Below are 20429 nucleotides of genomic sequence, written 5' to 3'. Positions count from 1 at the left end.
CACCGTGAACACCCGATCGCCGCTTTCCCGCAACGCGCCGCTGACCGTCGACGAGCCGCGTCTCATCAACCGCCTCGCGTGGCGGTTGATGCCGCTCGTCGGCCTGCTCTATCTCGTCGCGTATATCGACCGCTCGAACATCGGCTTCGCCAAGCTGCAGATGCTCGGCAGCCTGGGCATTTCCGAAGTGGCGTACGGGCTCGGCGCGTCGCTGTTTTTCATCGGCTATCTGATCTTCGAGATTCCGAGCAACGTGCTGCTGCACAAGTACGGCGCGCCGCGCTGGATCGCGCGGATCATGCTGACGTGGGGCGTCGTCACGATCCTGCTCGCCTTCACCACGAACGCGACGATGTTCTACATCCTGCGGTTCTTGCTCGGCGCGTCGGAGGCGGGGCTGTATCCCGGCGTCATCTATTACCTGACGCTGTGGTTTCCGCAGCGGCATCGCGTGCGGATGCTTGGGTACTTCACGCTCGGCAGCAGCATCGGCAACATGGTCGGCGCGCCGATCTGCGGCTATCTGCTCGACAAGGCGTGGTTCGGCCTGCAAGGCTGGCAACTCGTGTTCATCGTGACGGGCGTGCCGTCGGTGCTGCTCACGGCGGTCGTGCTCTTGTGGCTAACGGCATCGCCGAAGAAAGCGCGTTTTCTCTCCGACGACGAAAAAAGCTGGCTCGACGCCACGCTCGAAACCGAACGCCAGCAGGCGAAAAAAGCCGAGACGAGCCACGCGAACGTCATGCGTGTGCTGACCGAGCCGCGCGTGATCGGCATGGCGCTCTACTACATGATGCTGTCGATGTCCGTCTATGGCGTCAGCTACTGGCTGCCGACGCTGGTGAAGGGCTTCGGCGTGTCGAACACGACCAACGGCCTGCTCAACATCGTGCCGTGGCTCGCCGCGACCGTCGTGCTGGCGTGGCTGCCCGCGAAGCTGCGCGCGGCGAACGGCTCCGACCGCCGCACCACCGTGGCGATGCTGACGGCCGCGCTGCTCGGCGTCGTGTTCTTCCTCGCGAGCGTGTTCCTGCCGACCAACACGCTACGCTTTATCGCGCTGTGCCTCGGCGCGCCGTGCATGTACTTGCTGCTGCCATGCTTCTGGACGATTCCGCCGAAGTTCCTGACCGGCGCGCGCGCGGCGGCGGGCATCGCGGCGATCAATTCGCTCGGCAATGTCGGCGGGTTCATCGCGCAGAATCTCGTGCCGTGGGTGCGGCAGACGAGCGGCAGCGTGAAGGCGCCGATGCTGATTCCGGCTGCGTGCCTGCTGATTTTCGCCGTCGTGACGATGCTGCTGATGCGGCGCGGGAACACGCGCGGCGACGCCGCCGTCGATGCGCCCGCGAAGGCCTAAAATGGCGCGCTTTCTCCGATCCGCCCCTGACGCGCCAATCCATGCATGACCAAGCTCGCCGACATCTCTGACGACGCCGCAAAGGCGGGCCCCGCGCCGCGCCGCACGCGCGGCACATCGAAAGGCGTGCGCATCACGGACGTGGCGGCGTCCGCGGGCGTCTCTCCGATTACCGTCTCCCGCGTGTTCAACGCGCCGGATACGGTCGCGCCCGAGACGCTCGCCCGCGTGCGCCGCGCGGTGAGCGAGCTCGGCTACGTGCCGAACCGGCTGGCGGGCGGCTTGTCGTCGGCGAAATCGCGGCTGATCGCGGCCATCGTGCCGACCGTCGCGCATTCGCTCTTCTCGGAAACGGTGCAGGTGTTCAGCGATACCATGTCGCGCGCCGGCTATCAGGTGCTGCTCGGCCTGTCGGGCTACAGCGACGAAAACGAAGATCGACTGCTCGACGCCGTGCTGAGCCGCCGTCCGGAAGGCGTGTTGCTGACGGGCGTGGCGCATACGCCGACACTGCGTGAACGGCTGCGCAAGATCGGCATTCCGATTGTCGAGACGTGGGACATGACCGACGACCCGATCGACATGCTCGTCGGGTTTTCGCACTATCGGATCGGCGCGGCGGTGGCCCAGCGCTTCGTCGCGCGGGGCGCGGCGCATCCGGCGCTCGTCTGCGCGACGGATCAGCGCGCGCTCGCGCGGCGGCGCGGTTTCATCGACACGCTCGCTTCGCACGGCATGCGCGACGTCGCCGATGTGCTGATGCCGCCGCCTTCGTCGGTGGCGCTCGGGAAAGACGCGCTGCGGCGCATTCAGGAGTCGACGCCCGAGGTCGACGCGATATTCTGCAGTTCGGATCTGCTCGCGCTCGGCGTGGTCTCCGAGGCGCGGCGGCTCGGCCTCGACGTGCCCGCGCGGCTCGCCGTGTGCGGCTTCGGCGACCTCGACTTCGCCGCCGACACGACGCCCGCGCTCACCACGGTGCGCGTCGATGGCAAGCGCATCGGCGCGACCGCTGCGCGCTGTCTGATCGACCGGCTCGGCGGTGCCGCGCCGGTTGCGCCGGTCGATGTCGGCTTCGAGATCATCGAGCGCGAGACGCTCTGAGGCTTCAGTCGCCTTCGACGAACGCCTTCAGCAAGTGATGCGCGATCGCAAAAGCCTTCGGCGCGTTGAGTCCTTGCGGATGCGTGCCGTCGAGCATCGCGCGGACTTCGTCGCGGCTGAACCAGCGGGCGTCTTCGAGTTCTTTTTCGTCGACGGTGATCTCCGTGCCCGTCGCGCGGGCGAAGCAGCCGATCATCAGCGACGACGGAAACGGCCACGGCTGCGACGCGAAGTACCGCACGTCGGCGCAGCGAATGCCGGCTTCCTCCAGCACTTCCCGATACACCGCATGCTCGAACGTCTCGCCCGGCTCGATGAAGCCGGCGAGCGCGGAGTACATACCTGTCGCGAATTGCGGCTGACGGCCGAGCAGGCAGCGCTCGCCATCGGTGACGAGCATGATGACCACCGGGTCGACGCGCGGGAAGTGCTGCGCGCCGCAGTGGCCGCAAATGCGCCGCCAGCCGGCGCCCGCGCTGTCCGTCGGGGTTCCGCAGTTCGCGCAGAAGCGATGCCGCCGATGCCAGTCCAGCATCGACCGCGCCTCGCCGAGCGCGCTCACGAGCGGCGGCGCGACGAGCCCTTGCATGGCGACCGGGCGCAGTTCGATAGCTTCGACGCTCGCGCCCGGGAGCGCATCGGCGGCGGCCTCGGCGGTTGTATCGATCGTGCAGGCGAAGAGCGCGCGTTGGTCGGCGTCGCGCCCGAGCAGCACGGTCTGCAGCGGCGTGCCGAACTGCGCGGCTTCATGAGCGAGAAAGAGCGGATCGTGGCCGTCCGTGCGCTTGAACAGCGGCACGTTGTTCACGAAGAGGAGAAAGCGCGTCGCGGCGTCGTCGTTGAGGCTCGCGAGAAACGCTTCGTCGTCGCGCTTCTCGGACATGCGGTCAAGCGGATCTTGCGTGAAACCGATGGCGTCTGGCGGCGTGGGCATGGTGTGTTCGAAGGTCGGCGTCACGCGCCGGGGAAGGGTTCGGGGAAGCGTCAAGCGAGCATCGTAGCGAAGTTGACGCATCCTTGCTGACGGAGGCGCGGTCATGGCGACGCGGCTTTCATCGACGATAGAAACGTGCGATGGAACAGCGCGCGCCGTTTAGGAATCGTCCGCTGGCGCGCGCCGATGCGCGGCTTCTAGAGTTTCGGTCCCCCAAATCGGAAAGGAGACGCTCGTGGAGTCGAACGTGACGGTGTCGGTCAACGAAAACGGCCATGCGGTCATCACGCACGCGATGCCGCTAGTGGACTATTGCGTGAAGCGCGCCCAGACGCTCCGCGCGATGGTCGACGTCGTAAGCAGCGCGCAAGGCCATACTGACGGCGCGAGCGAGTGCGCGCCCGCGCTCGTGAAACCGTTGATGGAATTGATCCGCACGCAAGTCGCAGAACTTGCGCCGCTCTTCCGGGCGCTGGATCAACGCGCGTACGAGAAAGGATTCGACGACGGCAAGAACGTCAGCTACCCGGACAAAAAGGCACGCGAAGTCTCGAACGACGCTTCGCGGTCCGCGTGAGCCGGCAGTCACGCGAGCGAGGTCACATGCGGGCGGCGAGCGTCGTCGCGCTGAGGCGCACTTCGCGATAGATCGTGTCCGGCTGGAACGCTTGCGCGTTGCCGCGCTCGCTTTCGAGGCACGCAGCGATGCGCGGCGAGATCACCGCTTTCACGCCCGACAGCACGCGCTCACAGACGCGCCCGAGGTCCTTCAGGTCGTCGCGCGTACTCGCTATGCCGTCGGCACCCGCGCGCTGCATCGCGCGAATCGCGAGCGAATCGCTGTCGGTAGTCAATGCGACGAGCGGCGTGTGCGGCACGCATTCGCGGAGTTTGCGCAGGATGCCGAAGCGGTCGGCCGCCGGGCGCGCATGCGCACCGAGCGCGCAGCCGACGATCACGAGTTCGCCGTCCGCGCCGCGCAGCTTCGAGAGCAACTGCTCTTCGGACGTTGCGCTCGCGACCACGCGATAACGCTCGCGCGTCTCGAACCACGTCTGCAGTCCCAGCACGATGACCGGTTGCTCGTCTGCGACAACGACCCTTATCTTGTCATTGCGTAACATTTCTTGCCTCGACCCATTGATTGTTTCGTCATGTCCGGACGAGCCGTTCTCGTGACAGCTTCGCGGCGGAACCCCGCACGGTAGCAAAGGCCCGGTCCGGCGACAATGCGGCGCGTGCCGGCGCTGCATCGCACAACAAAATTTTCTCGTTCGGGTGCGCGATGTTGTCGATTCGCCGCCAGGTCGCTCGTCGTCCATGTAGCCGGCCATGCAGCGCGCCGTTCATTTTTATGCGAAGTTCCCTGCGGAGTCTGCCGATGAGTCTGATCCTCTATGCCCATCCTTTTTCGTCGTACTGTCAGAAAGCGCTGATTGCGCTCTACGAGAACGAGACGCCGTTTGCCTGGCGGCCGCTCACGCCCGACGCGCCGCAGTCCATGCGCGAACTTGCCGAGATCTGGCCCATCAGGAAATTCCCCGTGCTGGTCGACGGCGGCAAGCCGGTGATCGAAGCGACGATCATCATCGAATATCTGGACGTGTTCTATCCCGGCCCCGTGCGCCTGATTCCGGACGATCCGCGCGCGGCGCTCGAAGTGCGCTGGATGGACCGCTTCTTCGACAATTACGTGTCCACGCCGCAGCAAAAGATCGTGTTCGACTGCATGCGGGCCGAGAATGAACGCGATGCCCGAGGCGTCGCGGACGCCCGCGCGATGCTCGACACGTCCTACGCGTATCTGGATCGCGTGATGGCGAATCGCGAATGGGCTGCGGGCGATGCCTTCAGCCTCGCCGACTGCGCCGCCGCGCCGTTCCTGTTCTACGCGGACTGGACGCATCGGATCGGCGACGCTTATCCGAACGTGATCGCGTATCGCAAGCGGCTGCTCGCGCGGCCGTCGTTCGCGCGGGCGGTCGACGAGGCGCGGCCGTATCGGCCGCTCTTTCCGCTCGGCGCGCCGGATCGCGATTGAGCCGAATTCAACTCAGGAGAGCCAGCATGACATCACCGACGACGACACGTGTTCCGGCCGCCGAGTTGGCGAACCGCGCCAGCATGCGGTTTCCGAACGAAAGCGCCGAATACCGCCGGGCGCGCACCGCGTTGCTCGCGGAGGAAATCGAATTGCGGCGGCACATCGAACGCGTCGCGCAGATGCGGCGCGCGCTGCCGCCCGGCGGCGAGGTGACAGGCGACTACCGCTTCGAAGGCGAGCACGGTGTCGTCGATATGGCCGGTCTTTTCGGCGACAAGCAAACGCTCGTGACATACAGCTACATGTTCGGACCGCAACGCGAGCGCCCGTGTCCGATGTGCACGTCGCTGCTCTCGGCGTGGGAAGGCGAAGCGCGCGATATCGAACAGCGCGTCGCGCTGGCGGTGATCGCGCGCTCGCCGCTGCCACGGCTTCTTGCCTTCAAGCGGGGACGAGGCTGGCGCGATCTCAAGCTGTACTCCGACATGAACGGCAATTTCAGCCGCGATTACCACGCCGTTTCGAAAGACGGCGGCGACGAGCCGGCGCTCAACGTATTCACGCGGCGCGACGGCGTGATCAGCCATTTCTGGAGCGGCGAAATGGATTTCGCGACGGCCGACCCGGGCGAAGATCCGCGCGGCGCGCCGGACCCGATGCCGCTTTGGACCGTGCTCGACATGACGCCGGAAGGACGCGGCACCGACTGGTATCCGAAGCTCGAATACGTCTGAGGCTCCTTGCGGCGTATCTGTCAACTTGAGTCATATCTGCGCGACGTGGGTCAACTGCCGCGACGACATTGCGTTATGGGCGAGCCGGTTCCGGGTGAACCGGCGTTACATGGAGAAGCTCGCTCATGGTCGCAAAGGCATGGATTCGCCGTTCGCGCGTGGCCGGTGTCGCATCGGTCGGCGCATGGATGCTGCTGAGCGGCTGCGCGGCGCATCGGCCCGCGGTCGCAACGCCGCCGCCGCAGAAAAAACCGCAAGAGGAAAGCGCGCCCGCGGCGGCATCGGCGGTGGATGCGGTGATGGCGTCGGCGCCCGATGAGGCATCGGCGGCGGCGCCTGAGCCGTCGTCATCGCCCGAAGCGGCCTTCGACGACGCGTCGCCTGCGTTCCGGCAAGTCGGCGAGGCGTCGTATTACGCTGCCAAGTTTCAGGGCCGTCGCACGGCGAGCGGCGAGCGGTACGACATGCATGCGCTTACGGCGGCGCATCGCAGGCTGCCGCTCGGGACGTATGTGCGCGTCAGCAATCTGTCGAGAACGAAGTCGGTCGTCGTGCGAATCAACGATCGCGGGCCGTTCGTGAAGACGCGCGTGATCGATCTGTCCTTCGCCGCCGCGAGCGTGCTCGGTCTGCAACAGGCCGGACGCGCGCGCGTGGTGCTGGAACCGGTGACGCCGGTCGCGCTGGACCTCGCGCCGACGCACGCAGCTTCGGCTCACGCCGCTCACACCCGGCAGCATCGCCACACGAGAGCGGCCGTCAAGCCGGTGATGCTGCATATCTCGCATGTCCGGCATCGCGCGTCCGCGCACAAGCACTAGCGCACGAGCGCAGCGAATGCGCTGGCGAAACCGCACGGACGGATACAATGCGGCGGCGCGCACGGCCGCGCGCCTCGCCGAGTCTCCGATCCGACACATGAACCCATCACCCCGCGCGTTTCTGCTGGGCCCGTTGCTGAAGCGCGTTTCCCGGTCTTTCTATCTGACGCTGCGCATTCTGCCGCCCGGCATGCGCGATCCCATCGGACTCGCGTATCTGCTCGCGCGGGCTGCCGATACCATCGCGGATACGTCGCTCGTTGCGCCCGAGCGGCGTCTCGCATTGCTGCTGTCGCTGCGCGCGCAGGTCAACGGCGAGCCGGACGACGGCGCGCTCTCGCGCATCGAAAGCGAAGTGGCCGGACAGCAAGCCCAGCCCGACGAACGCACGCTGCTCGAATCGCTCGGCGCGGCGCTCGCGATCCTGCGCGAGACGAACGCCGCCGACCGCGCCGCCGTGCGCGACATCGTCACGACGCTGACCACCGGCATGGAATTCGATCTGCGCACGTTCCCCGACGAGACGTCCGGGCAAGTCGTCGCGCTGCAACGCTTCGACGAACTCGACCGCTATACGTATCTCGTCGCGGGATGCGTCGGCGAGTTCTGGACGAAGATGACCTACGCGCACAGCCCGGCCAAGCTGAAGGCCGCGCCCGACGCGATGCTCACGCGAGGCGTGCGCTTCGGCCAAGCGTTGCAGATGACGAACGTGCTGCGCGATTGCGCGCGCGATTTGCGCATCGGCCGATGCTATCTGCCCGGCGACATGCTCGCGCGTCATGGCCTGACGCCGACCGATTTGCTCGACGCAGGCGCGTCGGCGCGCGCGCGGCCCGTGCTCGCGGACCTGCTGCGCACGACACTTGGGCTGTATCGCGACGCGCTCGACTACACCTTCGCCATTCCCGCGAGCGCCGTGCGGCTGCGGCTTGCGTGCCTGTGGCCGATCATGATCGGCCTGGAGACGCTGGTGCTGCTCGCGCGCAACGACGCGTGGCTCGACCCCGCGCGCGTCTCGAAGGTTCGCCGCAACGACGTCTATCGCATCATGGCCGCGTCGCTGCCGCTGGTGACATCGAACGGATTGGTGGGCGCATGGGCGTCGCGCCGCATGGGCGCGATCGAAGCGGAACTCAACGCCGCAACTCCGCGATGATGCGCTCCGCCAGGAAATCGCACGGCGGACGCTTCGAGGCCGCGCTGCGCGCGAGCACCACTTCCAGCGCCGCGATTTCCGGCAGCCCGTGCGCCTGCCCGAGCAGCGTGAACCGCGACGGCACCGCGCATTTCGCGAGCGGCGCGACGGCGAGACCGGCTTCCACCATCGTCAAGACGCCGAGCAGGCTAGGACTCTCGTAAGACGTGCGATAGCCGATGCGCGCCCGCTCCAGACTGCGAATGGCGTTCTCGCGCGCGACGCTGCCCGGCAAGAACACCGCGATCGGCAGCGGCCGCTCGCGCCAGATTTCGTTGGCGCTCGGCGCGGCGGCCCAGACCATCGGCTCGTGTCGCAGGAATTCGCCCGTGATGCCCTTGATGCGCGTCGCGCAGACGAGATCCACGGCGCCGTCTTTCAGCATGGGCGCGAGCGCGGCGCTCGGCAGGCCGACCACCTGAATCTCGACCTTCGGATACGTCGCGGAGAATTTCTTGAGAATCGGCGGAAAGAGCGACGACGCGTAGTCGTCCGGCACGCCGATCACCACGCGCCCGGTCACGTCGGGCCGCACGACCGCCGCCCACGCTTCGTCGCGCAGCGCCATCATGCGGCGCGCGTAGGCGAGCAGCACTTCGCCGTCTTGCGTGGGCACCACGCTGCGCGGCTTGCGCACGAACAGCGCCTTGCCGAGCGCGGTTTCGAGCGTCTTGATCTGCATACTCACGGCCGATTGCGAGCGATGCACCAGCTCCGCCGCGCGGCTGATGTTTCCGGTGTCGGCGACGGCGACGATCATCGAGAGAACGTCGAGGTCGAGGGCTTTTACGTTCTTGGTCAAGAGGGCGCGCCATCAGAAAAGCTGAACGGTTCTATCAATATTATGCGATTTTCTTTTGCATCGGGGCGCGGCATAGTGCAGGAAAGGAGCGAACCGATGAACGCGCGTACCGATCCCGCCGTGCTGGCCGCAGTGCAAACCCTGCCCGAACCGTCGTTTGCGACGGTGGCGTCGGGCATCTCCGTGCCTTACGTCGAATGCGGCGAAGGCGAGCCGTTGCTGTTCATTCACGGTTCGCTGTGCGATTTCCGCTGGTGGAGCGCGCAACTGGCGCCGCTCGGCGAAGACTTTCGCTGCATCGCGCCGAGCCTGAGCCACTACTGGCCGGCCGTCGACGCGTACGTGCAGGGCGACTTCGGCTGGGAAGCGCACGTCGCGGAAATGGCGGACTTCATTGCCGCGCTGGACCTCGCGCCCGTGCATCTCGTCGGGCATTCGCGCGGCGGCTGCATCGCGTTTCATCTCGCGCGTGAGTATCCGCGGCTCGTAAAGACGCTGACGCTCGCCGACCCGGGCGGTCCGCTGCAAACGTCCGCTCAGTCCACGTCCGCCGCGCCCGCCGCGCTGCCGCCGGCGACGAACGCATTGCGCACGCGCGTCGCGGAACTGATCGAAGCCGGCGAGTTCGACGCGGGCCTCGAAATGTTCGTCGATTCGGTCAGCATGCCCGGCTTCTGGCGCAAGAGCACGGAGAGCTTCCGGCGCATGGCGCTCGATAACGCGCTCACGCTGCCGAAGCAGTTTCGCGATCCGCTGCCCGCCTACACGCGCGAGGCGGCGCGCGACATCAAGTGCCGCACGCTCCTGATCGACGGGCAGAAGAGTCCGCGCATGTTCCGCAGCAACGTCGAAAAGCTCGACGAGTGGATCGAATTCGCCGAGCGCGAGACGATTGCCGGGGCATCGCACGGAATGAACGTCGCGAGTCCCGGCGCGTTCAACCGCGCGGTGCGGACGTTCGCGGCGGCCTGGTAACGCGTTCGGCCGAACGGTCGTGCGGCGCGCGGCGCGACTGCTTCTCGTCGTACTTTTTGTGCGAATGTTGTGACATGACAACGGAAAACCGGCGGCGCTCGGGCTAACATCGTCCGCACCTGATTGCCGAGAGAGGCATGTGTGAGCACGGGCCACGACGATCTCGCCGCATGGAACCGCCAGCGCACCGTCACGCTGGCGCTGGAACTGGCCGATAGCGGCCGCTACGAGAATTTCGCCGACATCGCCTACGCGCTGCAATTCGAGCACGGAATGGCTTCCGCGCAGGCGCTCATCGACCATCCGGACATGCGCCGCCAACTGAACGCGCGATGCGCCGATGCCCGCGAGGCGCTCTTTCCCGAAGCGCCGGAACTACCGCAGGCGCCGGAACAGCCGGAATCGCCTCCGGCGCAATCCGCCACGCCGTCATTCTTGCGCCGCGCCGCCAGCGCGCTCCGGCGAGCGGGCGCGAGCACGGCCGACCCTGTCGCGCCCGGCGACCTCAATTCCGCCGCTTCCTGATCTTTTCGGCGCGAAAACGCCCCGCGAATGGCCGCAACGCCGGGGATTTGGCGGATTTGCACGAGAAAGCCACGCCTCAAAACCATTAAACTTGAAGGAGTTGACCCAAAAGCCCGGACCGTGCTTGCGCGCTCCGGTGTTTGAACTTTGAGGAGGAATGCTCGTGGCTAACGAGAAGATGCTGGCGCAGATGGCGGAAAAGCAGGGTTTCATCGCCGCTCTGGATCAAAGCGGTGGTTCGACGCCCGGCGCGCTGCGTCAATACGGAATTCCGGACGACGCCTACAACGGCGACGCCGAAATGTTCAAGCTGATGCACGACATGCGCGTGCGCATCATGACCGCGCCCGCCTTCACGGGCGACAAGGTGATCGGCGCGATTCTGTTCGAACGCACGATGGACGGTGAAGCCGAAGGCAAGCCGGTGCCCACGTTCCTGTGGGAAGACCGCGGCGTCGTGCCGTTCCTGAAGGTCGACAAGGGTCTCGAAGCCGAGGCCGACGGCGTTCAGGTGATGAAGCCGATCCCCGGCCTCGACGCGTTGCTCCAGCGCGCCGCGAAGCTTGGCGTGTTCGGCACGAAGATGCGCTCGGTCATCCATCAGGCGAACGAGAAGGGCATCGCGGCGGTCGCGCAGCAGCAGTTCGAAGTGGGCGCGCAGATCATCGCGCAGGGTCTCGTGCCGATTCTCGAACCGGAAGTGTCGATCAAGAGCCCGGACAAGAAGGGCGCGGAAAAGATTCTGCGCGACGAACTGCTCAAAGGCCTGGACGCACTGCCGGAATCGAGCAACGTGATGATCAAGCTCACCATTCCGGACGAAGCGGACTTTTATCGGCCGCTGATCGAGCATCCGCGCGTCGTGCGCGTGGTCGCGCTGTCGGGCGGCTATTCGCGCACCGACGCATGCAAGCGCCTCGCGGAGAACCACGGCATGATCGCGAGCTTCTCGCGCGCGCTGATCAACGAGCTTCAAAAGTCGATGAGCGACAGCGAGTTCAACGCGACGCTCGCCAAGTCTATCGACGAAATCTACGAGGCGTCGGTCGAGAAGGTCTAAGCATCGACTGACTGCTTTCACGGAAAACGCGCCCCTTCGTGGGCGCGTTTTTCATGGCAGGCGCCGTGCGCAATCCATCCGATTATTAACTGGGGTTTGCCGTCGTTGTGGCGCGTATGCTCGGTCCCTATACTTCAACATATGGGACACGAGCAGCGAGACGCAACGCGTTTCGTCAGCTTGCGGTCGTCATTCGTCACGGCACCGCGTGCCGAACCATAGCCGACGCCCTCACTATGAACGATCTCGCCTGGGGCCTGTTCTTTTTGGTCTCCTCATTATCGGCGGTTGCGCTGCTTTCCTGCACGATCGCGACCTATCTCGACCTCTGGCAACTCCCTGACGACCGGCTCGACGAAGAGCGCGCCCGCTTTCGCGTTCTGCGCTCGACATGGTTCTTCTACGCGAGCGCGTGCGCGTGCCTCACCTCCGTGGGATGCCTGCTCTATGTGACGTGATCCACCGAAGGACGCAGCGACCGCGTCAAAGCGGAAAGCCGCCCGCGAAAGCCTCGCGCAGATAGCCAATGAATAGCGCGACGGCGCGCGGCACATGCGTCGCATAGGGCCGCACCACGTAAAGCTGATCTGCGAACGCGCCCACGGGCCGCCAGTCCGGCAGCAGCACGACGAGCTTGCCGGCCTGCACCGCCGCTTGCGCCGTGAAGTCGGGCAATAGCGCGATGCCGAGATCGTCGAGCGCCGCATCGCGCAGCAATTCGCTGTTGTTCGCGGAGAACGCGCCGTTGATCGCGAGCGTGAACGGTCCCGCCGTCGTCTTACGCGCGCCCTTGCGCACGAACGACCAGATGCTCGCGGCTTGCGTGCGCGGATAGTACAGGCAGTCGTGCACGGCGAGATCGGCGGGCGTGGCGGGCGTCCCGCGCCGCCGCAAATAGGCGCGCGTCGCGACGATCACCGAATGCGTATCGCACAGCTTCCACGCCACATGCGTTTCCGGCGCCTGCGCGCTATGACGAATGGCGAGATCGAAGCCTTCGGTCGCAATCGACGTCAGCCGGTCCGACGCCTCCAGTTGCACGCGCACTTCCGGATGCGCGTGTAGAAAGCCCGCGAGCTTCGGCACGATTTGCTGCCGCGCGAAAGCCACCGGCGCCGTCATACGAATCAGGCCGCGCGCCACGCCCGCCATCTCGCGCACGCTCGAAAAGCTCGTCGCGATCTGCGCGTACTGCGCGCGCGTGTCGTCGACGAGCCGGCGGCCCGCTTCCGTGAAGCGCACGCTGCGCGTCGTGCGCGTGACGAGCGGCACGCCGGCCGCGCGCTCCAGTTCCGCGATGCGCTGGCTCATCGCCGCCTTGCTCACGCCGAGCCGCGCCGCCGCCGCCGTATAGCTGCCTTGTTCGGCGAGCACCGTCAGCCAGTGCAGATGCGTCCAGAGCGCTTCGATCTTTTGCTCGTCCATGCGCGGATTGTTTGCCATAGTGAACAACGAGTTCAATCATAGCGCCTTTGCACGGCTCGATTCGCTTCCTACACTTGTCGTATTGCCGAAACGTTCGAGACAGGAGACGAAATGCAAGCCTTCAACGATACCGCCGATGTCGTCCACTACATTCACGGCGAGCGAGTGAGCGGATCGGGCGCGCGCTCGCAGCCCATCTTCAACCCCGCGACCGGCGAGCGTCCGCGCAAGCTCGTGCTGGGCGAAGCGGCGGACGTCGAAGCGGCGGTGCAAAGCGCGAAGGCGGCCTTTCCCGCATGGCGCGACACGCCGCCCATCCGCCGCGCGCGCATCATGCAGCGCTTTCTCGAACTGATGAATCAGCACCGCGACGAACTCGCCGCGATCATCACGGCCGAGCACGGCAAAGTGTTTTCCGACGCCCAGGGCGAAGTGACGCGCGGCATCGAGGTGATCGAATTCGCGTGCGGCATTCCGCAACTGCTGAAAGGCGACTTCACGGAACAAGTCTCCACGGGCATGGACAACTGGACGCTGCGCCAGCCGCTCGGCATCGTCGCGGGCATCACGCCGTTCAATTTCCCGTGCATGGTGCCGTGCTGGATGTTCCCGGTCGCGATTGCAACGGGCAACGCATTCATTCTGAAGCCGAGCGAGCGCGATCCGTCCGCGTCGCTCTTCATGGCGAATCTGCTGAAGAAAGCCGGCTTGCCCGACGGTATCTTCAACGTCGTTCAGGGCGACAAGGTCGTCGTGGATGCGCTGCTCGAACATCCGGACGTTCGCGCGATCAGCTTCGTCGGCTCGACGCCTATCGCGAACTACATCTACGAAACGGGCGCGAAGCATGGCAAGCGCGTGCAGGCGCTCGGCGGCGCGAAGAATCACATGGTCGTGATGCCGGATGCGGATATCGACCAGGCCGTCGATGCGCTGATCGGCGCGGCGTACGGCTCGGCGGGCGAACGCTGCATGGCGATCTCGGTCGCCGTGCTGGTCGGCGATGTCGCCGACAAGATCGTGCCGCGCCTCGCCGAACGCGCCCGCCAGCTCGTCGTGAAGAACGGCATGGAGCCGGACGCCGAAATGGGCCCGATCGTCACCCGCGCCGCGCTCGAACGCATCGAGGGCTATATCGCGATGGGCGTGGACGAGGGCGCGCAACTCGTCGTCGACGGGCGCGGCCTGAAAGTGCCGGGTCACGAAGACGGCTTTTTCACGGGCGGCACGCTGTTCGACCACGTGAAGCCGGAGATGCGCATCTACAAGGAAGAGATCTTCGGGCCGGTGCTCGCGTGCGTGCGCGCGAAGGACTTCAGCGAAGCAGTGGATCTCGTCAACGCGCACGAGTTCGGCAACGGCGTCGCATGCTACACGCGCGATGGACATATCGCTCGCGAATTCGGCCGACGCATAGAAGTGGGCATGGTCGGCATCAACGTGCCGATTCCGGTGCCGATGGCATGGCACGGTTTCGGCGGCTGGAAGCGTTCGCTCTTCGGCGACACGCATGCCTACGGCGAAGAAGGCGTGCGCTTCTATACGAAGCAGAAGTCGATCATGCAGCGTTGGCCCGAAAGCACCGAGAAGGGCGCGGAATTCGTGATGCCGACCGCGAAGTAATATATGAGTGCATGAACTTGACGCCCGCTGACTTCTCGGAGTTCAGCGGGCGTTGTACTTTGTGCGTGCCGGTTGACCGCGTGAGAGGACATTCGAATGACTCAGCAGACGAGACACAACACCTTGATGCCCTTGCTCGGTATCACGAAGCCGATCATTCAGGCGCCGATGGCAGGCGTCAGCACGCCCGCGCTCGCGGCGGCGGTATCGAATGCGGGCGGGCTCGGCTCGCTCGGCGTCGGCGCGATGAACGCGGAAGGCGCGCGCAACGTGATCCGCGAAACGCGCGCGCTGACAGACAAGCCGTTCAACATCAACGTGTTCTGCCATCGTCCGGCGCAGGCGAACGAGGCCGTCGAGAAGGCATGGATCGACTGGCTCGCGCCGCTTTTCGCGCAGTACGACGCCAAACCGCCGCAAAAGCTCGCTGAAATCTATACGAGCTTCGTCGTCGACGATGCCATGCTGAAGGTGTTCGTCGAAGAGAAGCCTGCCATCGTGAGCTTTCACTTCGGACTGCCATCTAAAGACGCGATAGACGCGTTGCGCAAGGCCGGCATTACGCTGATGGCCGCCGCCACCAACCTGCGGGAAGCGGACCAGCTAGCCGCCGCGGGCATGGATGCGATCATCGCGCAGGGCGTCGAAGCGGGCGGGCATCGCGGCGTCTTCGACACCGAAGCCGACGACGACCGTATCGGGACGTTCGCGCTCACGCGCCTGATCGCACGCAAGTTCGACGTGCCCGTGATCGCGGCGGGCGGCATCATGGATGGCGCGGGCATCGCGGCGGCGCTCGCGCTCGGCGCGCAGGCGGCGCAAATGGGCACGGCCTTCGTGCCTTGCACAGAGACGTCGATCGACGCGGGTTTTCGCCGTGCCATCCTGAGCGATGCCGCGACTCGCACGACGTTCACGGCGGCGATCTCGGGACGCGTCGCGCGTGGCCTCGTCAACAAGTTCACGGAGTTGGGCCGCAGCGCGGGCGCGCCTTCGCATCCGGATTATCCGATCACCTACGACGCCGGCAAGGCCTTACACGCGGCGGCGAAGGCGAAGGGCGAGTTCGGCTACGGCGCGCAGTGGGCGGGGCAAGCGGCGGCGCTCGCGCGCGAGATGCCGGCTGCGGAACTGATGGCGCAATTGAGTGCCGAACTGGAGGCGAGCATCGGCGAGCTTCAGCAATACGCACATGCTTTGCGCATGAGATCGACGCTGTAAAGCTAAGTCGAAACGCTTCGTTGGTCAGGCGGTGGCGAGATGCTTCAATGTTTTCTCCCAACCGACACCAAGATCAACGGAGCCCACGATGTCCGATACCGTTTCGCTCGCCAACGAATCTTCCAGCGATACCGCACGCCAGCCCGCCACGTCACACGAGCCGCTTCAGGTCCGCCCGATAGGCGGGCGCATCGGTGCCGAAGTGCGGGGCGTGACGCTCTCGGCGGATCTCGACGATGCCGCCATCGGCGTCATCAACGCGGCGCTGCTTCGTCATAAGGTGCTGTTCTTCCGCGGCCAGTCGCATCTCGACGACGCCGCGCAGGAAGCCTTCGCCGCCCGCTTCGGCGAGACGGTCGCACATCCGACGGTGCCTTCGCTTGCAAGCGGCAGCCGCCTGCTCGAACTCGACTCGAAGCACGGCGCGCGCGCAAACTCGTGGCATACCGATGTCACCTTCGTCGACGCGTACCCCAAGATTTCGATTCTTCGCGGCGTGGTGATTCCGCCTGCGGGCGGCGACACGGTCTGGGCCAACACGGCCGCAGCATACGAGCACTTGCCGCAAGCGTTGCGCGAACTCGCCGACAGCTTGTGGGCGCTGCATACAAACGCCTACGACTACGCCGCCGCGCGCAATACGCCGGACACCGAAGCGGACCGCGAGTACCGCCAGCAGTTCACCTCCACGCTGTACGAGACCGAGCATCCGGTGGTGCGTGTGCATCCGGAGACGGGCGAGCGCACGCTCGTCCTCGGCCACTTCGTGCAGCGTTTCATCGGCTTGTCGCAGCGGGATTCCGACCGGCTGCTCGCGATCTTTCACGATCACATCACGCGTCTGGAGAACACCGTGCGCTGGCGCTGGACGCAGGGCGACGTCGCGATCTGGGACAACCGCGCGACGCAGCACTACGCGGTGAACGATTACGGCGACGCGCATCGCGTGGTGCGGCGCGCGACCGTGCATGGCGATGTGCCCGTGGGCATCGACGGACGCACGAGCCGCATCGTCAAGCGCGAGACGCGCACGCACTGATCTTTGCCGACGCCCTTCACTCTAGCGATCAAGCGATGAAATCGAGCAGACTCTCTGTCCTCATCACACGCAGTGTGGCCGCGTGGTTCGGCGCGGCACTGTTATGCGCCGCGCATGCAGCGCAGCCCGACGTGGTGCGCATCGGCGTCGCGCAACAAGGCATGGGCGATCCCCCGACGTTCGGCGGATCGCCTGCCGCGACCGCGCAATTGCAGCATCGCGTGGAAGATGCGTTGAAGCCCGAGCACATCAATGTGCAATGGCTCTTCTTCAAAGGCGCGGGACCTGCCGTGAACGAGGCGCTCGCGAACAAGCAAGTCGACTTCGCGTATCAGGGCGATCTGCCCTCGGTGCTCGGACGCGCCAACGGACTCAAGACGCATTTGCTACTCGCGTCGAACGTGCGCACCGGCGTGTATCTCGCGGTGCCGCCGGACTCCGACATCAAGGGCGTGAAGGACCTGAAGGGCAAGCGCGTCGGAATATTTCGGGGTACGAATCTACAGCTCGTGACGGACAACGTGCTCAAGGAGAACGGACTGAGCGAGCGCGACTTGCGCGTCATCAACCTCGATACGGCGGCGGCGCAGGCGGCGCTCGCGTCGAAGGGCGTGGATGCGGTGTTCCTCGACTATTCGCTGTTCAAGTTGCAGCGTCAGGGGCTGGCGAAGATCGTCTACGCGTCGCGCAATGACGGCTTGCAGCTGACGCGCCAGGCGCATCTGCTCGTGCTGGAAGACTTCGAGCACGCGCATCCCGATACGGTGCAGAAAGTGGTGACGGCGGTGGTGCAGGCGGCGCAATGGTCGTCGGATGAAGCGAACCGCAACGCGCTCTTCGCGCTGTGGGCGAAAAGCGGCGTGCCGGTCGAATCATGGCAGGCCGAGTATGCGAACCAGCCGATGAAGGAACGCATGTCGCCGCTCATCGATCCGTTTCTGGTCGCGCGCTATCAGGCCGTCGCCGACGACGCGCTGCGCCTCAACCTGATCCGTCAGCCCGTCAGCGTCAACGGCTGGTTCGAGCCGAAGTATCTCGACGAAGCCATCAAGTCGCTGAAGCTCGATGGCTACTGGCCGCGCTTCGATGCGTCCGGCAAGCCGCAGGCGTGACGCGCTCAACCTTCACGGAGAACAGGCTCATGGCGAACACACTGTCCCGCGCGTTGCCCACGGCCGAGCGCGCCCGCTCTCGCGTGTTCGGCGCGCAGACGCTGCGCGCGGCCGGATGGACGGCGCTTCCCTGGCTCTTGCCCGTTGTGTGCGCGGTGTTGTGGGTGCTCGGCGCGCGCTTCGGATGGATTTCCGCGCAGGTCTTGCCGGCGCCCGCGCTCGTCTTCGAAACGCTCGGCGCGCTCGCGAGAAGCGGCGAGCTATGGACGCATCTGGCCGCGAGCCTCTCGCGCGTGGCGGTCGGCTTTATCGGCGGCGTGGCGCTCGGCGTCGCGCTGGGTGCGGCGCTCGGTCTGTCGCGCTCGCTCGAAGCGTATGTCCTGCCGAGCTTCAATGCGATCGTGCAGGTGCCCGTGCTCGGATGGCTTCCGTTTCTGATGATCGTCGTCGGCATCGGCGAGCCGTTGAAGTATCTGCTGATCGGCCATGCCGCGCTCGTGCCGGTCACGCTGAGCACGCTCCAGGGCTTTCGCAATACGCCGCCCGCGCTGCGCGAAGTGGCGTCCGTGTATCGCTACTCGCGCTGGCAGACCATTCTTCACGTCACGCTGCCCGCCGCCATTCCGATGATCGGCACCGGCGTGCGCCTCGCGTTCACGAAGGCGTGGCTGACGCTCGTCGTCGTGGAACTCGTCGCGTCGTCGGAAGGGCTCGGGTATCTGATCGTCTACGGCCGCCAGCTTTTCCAGCTCGATCTCGTTCTGGCGTCGGTGCTGATCGTGGGCGCGATCGGGTTCATCGCGGACCGCTCGCTCGGCGCGGTGGAACGCAGGCTGAATCGCGCGAACGCGGGTTAAGGAGCCGACATGTCCACACTCGAACTCGAAGCCGGAACGCCCGATAAGCAGCGTACAGCCGGTCCGCAGCGCTGGCGCGGCGTCGTGCTGCCGCTCGCGGCGCTCGCGCTGTGGTGGCTCGTCTCTCGTCATGCGCAGCCCGGCCACGGCGTGATGGTCTCGCCCGCGCAAGTGCTTCATGTCGCGCTGGAACAGGCGAAAAGCGGCGGGCTCGCGCGTGCGTTGTCGGCATCGCTCGCGCGGGAATTGACGGGCTTTCTGATCGGCACCACGCTCGGCCTCGCCTTGGGCGCGCTGCTCGGCATCTCGCGGCTCGCGCATCGCGCCATTGCGCCGAGCTTCGACACGTTCAAGCAGGTGTCGCTGTTCGCGTGGATTCCGCTCATCTCCGTGTGGTTCGGACTCGGCGATGTCGCGAAGGTCGTCTTCCTCTCGCTCGCCGCGCTGGTGCCGGTCGTCGTGCATACGAGCGACGGCATTCGCGCCGTGCCGCCGCAATGGACCGAGGTCGCGCGCACGTTCGGCTACGGCAAGCTGCAAATGCTCGCGCATGTGGTCTTGCCCGCGGCATTGCCGTCCGTCTTCACCGGTATCTACCTCGCGCTCATCTATTCGTGGCTCGCCACGCTCGGCGCGGAGTATTTGCTGGTGGCGGGCAGCGGCATCGGCAATACGCTCGTGGACGGCAGCGAGCAGTTCCGGATGGACCTCGTTCTGTTCGGCGTGGTCGTCGTCGGCATAACGGGTTGGGCGCTCAATGCGCTCGCCCGCGCGATCCAGCGGCGATGGTTCGATGCATCGCGCTATGTTTGAGGAGAAGAACGAATGGAAGCGATAGCAGCGAAGGACGGCAGCCTCGCCTTGCGGCACGTGAGCAAGCGTTTCGCGGGCGACGACAGCGCGCCCGTGCTGGAACGCATCGATCTGAACGTGCAGAGCGGCGAGTTCGTGAGCATCGTAGGCGCGAGCGGATGCGGGAAGTCGACGCTCTTGCGGCTCGTCGCGGGCCTGGATGACGCTTTCGAAGGCGAAATCGACTTCGACGGCGCGCGCGTGGTGTCGACGGATCTATCGCGCGGCATCGTGTTTCAGGATCACCGCCTGTTTCCATGGCTCGATGTGGAACAGAACGTGGCGGTGGCGCTGCGCAACGCGCGCTTGTCGAAGCGCGACAAGGCGAAGGCAGTGGCCGAGCATATCGCGCTCGTCGGCCTGCGCGGGTATGAGCGGCACTATCCGCATCAGCTGTCGGGCGGCATGGCGCAGCGCGTGGCGATTGCGCGCGGTCTCGTCAATCGGCCGCGCCTGTTGCTGCTCGATGAACCGTTCGGCGCGCTCGATGCGCTCACGCGTGCCCGCATGCAGGACGAACTTCAACGCATCTGGGCCGCCGAGCGGATCACGATGGTGCTGGTCACGCACGATGTCGAGGAAGCGGTGCTGCTCGCGGATCGCGTGGTGGTGATGCAGGCGCGGCCGGGACGCATCGCCGACATCGTCGATGTCGACGTGCCGCGTCCGCGCGCGCGCACCGATGCGCGACTCGCGCGTCTCAAAGACGATATCGTCGCCGGGTTCTTTTCGGAAGCCTGAGC

Annotated in this window: 22 protein-coding genes; 18 read left to right on the top strand and 4 right to left on the bottom strand. The window is 65.8% G+C overall.

Translation table 11 applies throughout. From position 1 onward, the window contains the following. Nucleotides 1–88 precede the first annotated feature (88 nt). Nucleotides 89–1360 (top strand): MFS transporter, encoded by a 1272-nt coding sequence (locus tag LDZ24_RS27370; protein ID WP_248324819.1) that lies wholly within the window; start codon nt 89–91, stop codon nt 1358–1360. Nucleotides 1361–1405: 45 nt separating this feature from the next. Next, nucleotides 1406–2464 carry a LacI family DNA-binding transcriptional regulator gene (locus LDZ24_RS27365; RefSeq protein ID WP_248324472.1) on the top strand — a complete coding sequence of 353 codons (1059 nt, stop codon included), beginning with the start codon at nt 1406–1408 and terminating at the stop codon, nt 2462–2464. Between the two features lie 4 nt (nt 2465–2468). On the opposite strand, the gene nudC is transcribed toward LDZ24_RS27365, so the two are convergent. Further along, nucleotides 2469–3398, bottom strand: coding sequence for an NAD(+) diphosphatase (gene nudC / locus LDZ24_RS27360; protein WP_248324471.1), 930 nt, complete (start codon nt 3396–3398; stop codon nt 2469–2471). 235 nt (nt 3399–3633) lie between these two features. Between nudC and LDZ24_RS27355 the strand changes: the two genes are divergently transcribed. After that, a complete protein-coding gene (locus LDZ24_RS27355) occupies nt 3634–3975 on the top strand; it encodes a hypothetical protein (RefSeq protein ID WP_248324470.1) in 342 nt (113 codons plus the stop codon). Nucleotides 3976–3997: 22 nt separating this feature from the next. On the opposite strand, the gene LDZ24_RS27350 is transcribed toward LDZ24_RS27355, so the two are convergent. After that, nucleotides 3998–4522: a response regulator gene (locus LDZ24_RS27350; RefSeq protein WP_248324469.1), complete on the bottom strand. Its 525-nt coding sequence runs from the start codon at nt 4520–4522 to the stop codon at nt 3998–4000. A gap of 257 nt (nt 4523–4779) precedes the next feature. Between LDZ24_RS27350 and LDZ24_RS27345 the strand changes: the two genes are divergently transcribed. From LDZ24_RS27345 to LDZ24_RS27330, 4 genes are all read left to right on the top strand, one after another. Next, nucleotides 4780–5439 (top strand): glutathione S-transferase family protein, encoded by a 660-nt coding sequence (locus LDZ24_RS27345; RefSeq protein ID WP_248324468.1) that lies wholly within the window; start codon nt 4780–4782, stop codon nt 5437–5439. A gap of 26 nt (nt 5440–5465) precedes the next feature. Continuing rightward, entirely contained in the window at nt 5466–6176 is a 711-nt protein-coding gene (locus LDZ24_RS27340; RefSeq protein ID WP_248324467.1) for a DUF899 family protein, read from the top strand. 125 nt (nt 6177–6301) lie between these two features. Beyond that, nucleotides 6302–6997, top strand: a complete 696-nt coding sequence (locus LDZ24_RS27335) for a septal ring lytic transglycosylase RlpA family protein (RefSeq protein WP_248324466.1) — start codon at nt 6302–6304, stop codon at nt 6995–6997. Between the two features lie 97 nt (nt 6998–7094). Further along, nucleotides 7095–8156 (top strand): phytoene/squalene synthase family protein, encoded by a 1062-nt coding sequence (locus tag LDZ24_RS27330; RefSeq protein ID WP_248324465.1) that lies wholly within the window; start codon nt 7095–7097, stop codon nt 8154–8156. Here the strand turns inward: LDZ24_RS27330 and LDZ24_RS27325 are convergent. Beyond that, nucleotides 8134–8955, bottom strand: coding sequence for a LysR substrate-binding domain-containing protein (locus LDZ24_RS27325; RefSeq protein ID WP_248324817.1), 822 nt, complete (start codon nt 8953–8955; stop codon nt 8134–8136). The two genes, LDZ24_RS27330 and LDZ24_RS27325, sit on opposite strands and share 23 nt — an antisense overlap. A 138-nt stretch (nt 8956–9093) precedes the next feature. Here LDZ24_RS27325 and LDZ24_RS27320 point away from each other — a divergent pair, with 138 nt between their 5' ends. From LDZ24_RS27320 to LDZ24_RS27305, 4 genes are all read left to right on the top strand, one after another. After that, nucleotides 9094–9972 (top strand): alpha/beta fold hydrolase, encoded by an 879-nt coding sequence (locus LDZ24_RS27320; protein WP_248324464.1) that lies wholly within the window; start codon nt 9094–9096, stop codon nt 9970–9972. A gap of 141 nt (nt 9973–10113) precedes the next feature. Further along, a complete protein-coding gene (locus LDZ24_RS27315) occupies nt 10114–10497 on the top strand; it encodes a hypothetical protein (protein WP_248324463.1) in 384 nt (127 codons plus the stop codon). Nucleotides 10498–10660: 163 nt separating this feature from the next. Further along, entirely contained in the window at nt 10661–11557 is an 897-nt protein-coding gene (locus LDZ24_RS27310) for a fructose bisphosphate aldolase (RefSeq protein WP_248324462.1), read from the top strand. Between the two features lie 236 nt (nt 11558–11793). After that, a complete protein-coding gene (locus LDZ24_RS27305; protein WP_248324461.1) occupies nt 11794–12015 on the top strand; it encodes a hypothetical protein in 222 nt (73 codons plus the stop codon). 25 nt (nt 12016–12040) lie between these two features. On the opposite strand, the gene LDZ24_RS27300 is transcribed toward LDZ24_RS27305, so the two are convergent. Further along, complete coding sequence (locus tag LDZ24_RS27300; protein ID WP_175946215.1) at nt 12041–12982, bottom strand: LysR family transcriptional regulator; 942 nt, start codon at nt 12980–12982, stop codon at nt 12041–12043. Nucleotides 12983–13093: 111 nt separating this feature from the next. Between LDZ24_RS27300 and LDZ24_RS27295 the strand changes: the two genes are divergently transcribed. From LDZ24_RS27295 to LDZ24_RS27265, 7 genes are all read left to right on the top strand, one after another. Then, nucleotides 13094–14605, top strand: coding sequence for a CoA-acylating methylmalonate-semialdehyde dehydrogenase (locus tag LDZ24_RS27295; RefSeq protein WP_248324460.1), 1512 nt, complete (start codon nt 13094–13096; stop codon nt 14603–14605). A 96-nt stretch (nt 14606–14701) separates the two neighbouring features. Then, complete coding sequence (locus LDZ24_RS27290) at nt 14702–15826, top strand: nitronate monooxygenase family protein (RefSeq protein ID WP_248324459.1); 1125 nt, start codon at nt 14702–14704, stop codon at nt 15824–15826. 88 nt (nt 15827–15914) lie between these two features. After that, nucleotides 15915–16865, top strand: coding sequence for a TauD/TfdA family dioxygenase (locus tag LDZ24_RS27285; RefSeq protein WP_248324458.1), 951 nt, complete (start codon nt 15915–15917; stop codon nt 16863–16865). Nucleotides 16866–16900: 35 nt separating this feature from the next. After that, entirely contained in the window at nt 16901–17977 is a 1077-nt protein-coding gene (locus tag LDZ24_RS27280; protein WP_248324457.1) for an ABC transporter substrate-binding protein, read from the top strand. Nucleotides 17978–18006: 29 nt separating this feature from the next. Then, nucleotides 18007–18834 (top strand): ABC transporter permease, encoded by an 828-nt coding sequence (locus LDZ24_RS27275; RefSeq protein WP_248324456.1) that lies wholly within the window; start codon nt 18007–18009, stop codon nt 18832–18834. Nucleotides 18835–18843: 9 nt separating this feature from the next. After that, nucleotides 18844–19647, top strand: coding sequence for an ABC transporter permease (locus LDZ24_RS27270; RefSeq protein ID WP_248324455.1), 804 nt, complete (start codon nt 18844–18846; stop codon nt 19645–19647). A 12-nt stretch (nt 19648–19659) separates the two neighbouring features. Further along, nucleotides 19660–20427 carry an ABC transporter ATP-binding protein gene (locus LDZ24_RS27265; RefSeq protein WP_248324454.1) on the top strand — a complete coding sequence of 256 codons (768 nt, stop codon included), beginning with the start codon at nt 19660–19662 and terminating at the stop codon, nt 20425–20427. Nucleotides 20428–20429 lie beyond the last annotated feature (2 nt).

This window comes from Caballeronia sp. Sq4a (assembly GCF_023170545.1).
Taxonomy (GTDB): Bacteria; Pseudomonadota; Gammaproteobacteria; order Burkholderiales; family Burkholderiaceae; genus Caballeronia.
Note: the sequence above shows the minus strand (reverse complement) of the source record. Positions and strands in the feature narration are given on the sequence as shown.

Excerpts from the sequence above, each read along its gene's own strand:
- LDZ24_RS27275 (WP_248324456.1), top strand. The coding sequence starts at position 18,007 with ATGGCGAACACACTGTCCCGCGCGTTGCCCACGGCCGAGCGCGCCCGC.
- LDZ24_RS27290 (WP_248324459.1), top strand. The coding sequence starts at position 14,702 with ATGACTCAGCAGACGAGACACAACACCTTGATGCCCTTGCTCGGTATC.
- LDZ24_RS27350 (WP_248324469.1), bottom strand. The coding sequence starts at position 4,522 with ATGTTACGCAATGACAAGATAAGGGTCGTTGTCGCAGACGAGCAACCG.
- nudC (WP_248324471.1), bottom strand. The coding sequence starts at position 3,398 with ATGCCCACGCCGCCAGACGCCATCGGTTTCACGCAAGATCCGCTTGAC.
- LDZ24_RS27320 (WP_248324464.1), top strand. The coding sequence starts at position 9,094 with ATGAACGCGCGTACCGATCCCGCCGTGCTGGCCGCAGTGCAAACCCTG.
- LDZ24_RS27285 (WP_248324458.1), top strand. The coding sequence starts at position 15,915 with ATGTCCGATACCGTTTCGCTCGCCAACGAATCTTCCAGCGATACCGCA.
- LDZ24_RS27300 (WP_175946215.1), bottom strand. The coding sequence starts at position 12,982 with ATGGACGAGCAAAAGATCGAAGCGCTCTGGACGCATCTGCACTGGCTG.
- LDZ24_RS27365 (WP_248324472.1), top strand. The coding sequence starts at position 1,406 with ATGACCAAGCTCGCCGACATCTCTGACGACGCCGCAAAGGCGGGCCCC.
- LDZ24_RS27345 (WP_248324468.1), top strand. The coding sequence starts at position 4,780 with ATGAGTCTGATCCTCTATGCCCATCCTTTTTCGTCGTACTGTCAGAAA.
- LDZ24_RS27335 (WP_248324466.1), top strand. The coding sequence starts at position 6,302 with ATGGTCGCAAAGGCATGGATTCGCCGTTCGCGCGTGGCCGGTGTCGCA.
- LDZ24_RS27265 (WP_248324454.1), top strand. The coding sequence starts at position 19,660 with ATGGAAGCGATAGCAGCGAAGGACGGCAGCCTCGCCTTGCGGCACGTG.
- LDZ24_RS27280 (WP_248324457.1), top strand. The coding sequence starts at position 16,901 with ATGAAATCGAGCAGACTCTCTGTCCTCATCACACGCAGTGTGGCCGCG.
- LDZ24_RS27295 (WP_248324460.1), top strand. The coding sequence starts at position 13,094 with ATGCAAGCCTTCAACGATACCGCCGATGTCGTCCACTACATTCACGGC.
- LDZ24_RS27330 (WP_248324465.1), top strand. The coding sequence starts at position 7,095 with ATGAACCCATCACCCCGCGCGTTTCTGCTGGGCCCGTTGCTGAAGCGC.
- LDZ24_RS27340 (WP_248324467.1), top strand. The coding sequence starts at position 5,466 with ATGACATCACCGACGACGACACGTGTTCCGGCCGCCGAGTTGGCGAAC.
- LDZ24_RS27325 (WP_248324817.1), bottom strand. The coding sequence starts at position 8,955 with ATGATCGTCGCCGTCGCCGACACCGGAAACATCAGCCGCGCGGCGGAG.
- LDZ24_RS27305 (WP_248324461.1), top strand. The coding sequence starts at position 11,794 with ATGAACGATCTCGCCTGGGGCCTGTTCTTTTTGGTCTCCTCATTATCG.
- LDZ24_RS27270 (WP_248324455.1), top strand. The coding sequence starts at position 18,844 with ATGTCCACACTCGAACTCGAAGCCGGAACGCCCGATAAGCAGCGTACA.
- LDZ24_RS27370 (WP_248324819.1), top strand. The coding sequence starts at position 89 with ATGCCGCTCGTCGGCCTGCTCTATCTCGTCGCGTATATCGACCGCTCG.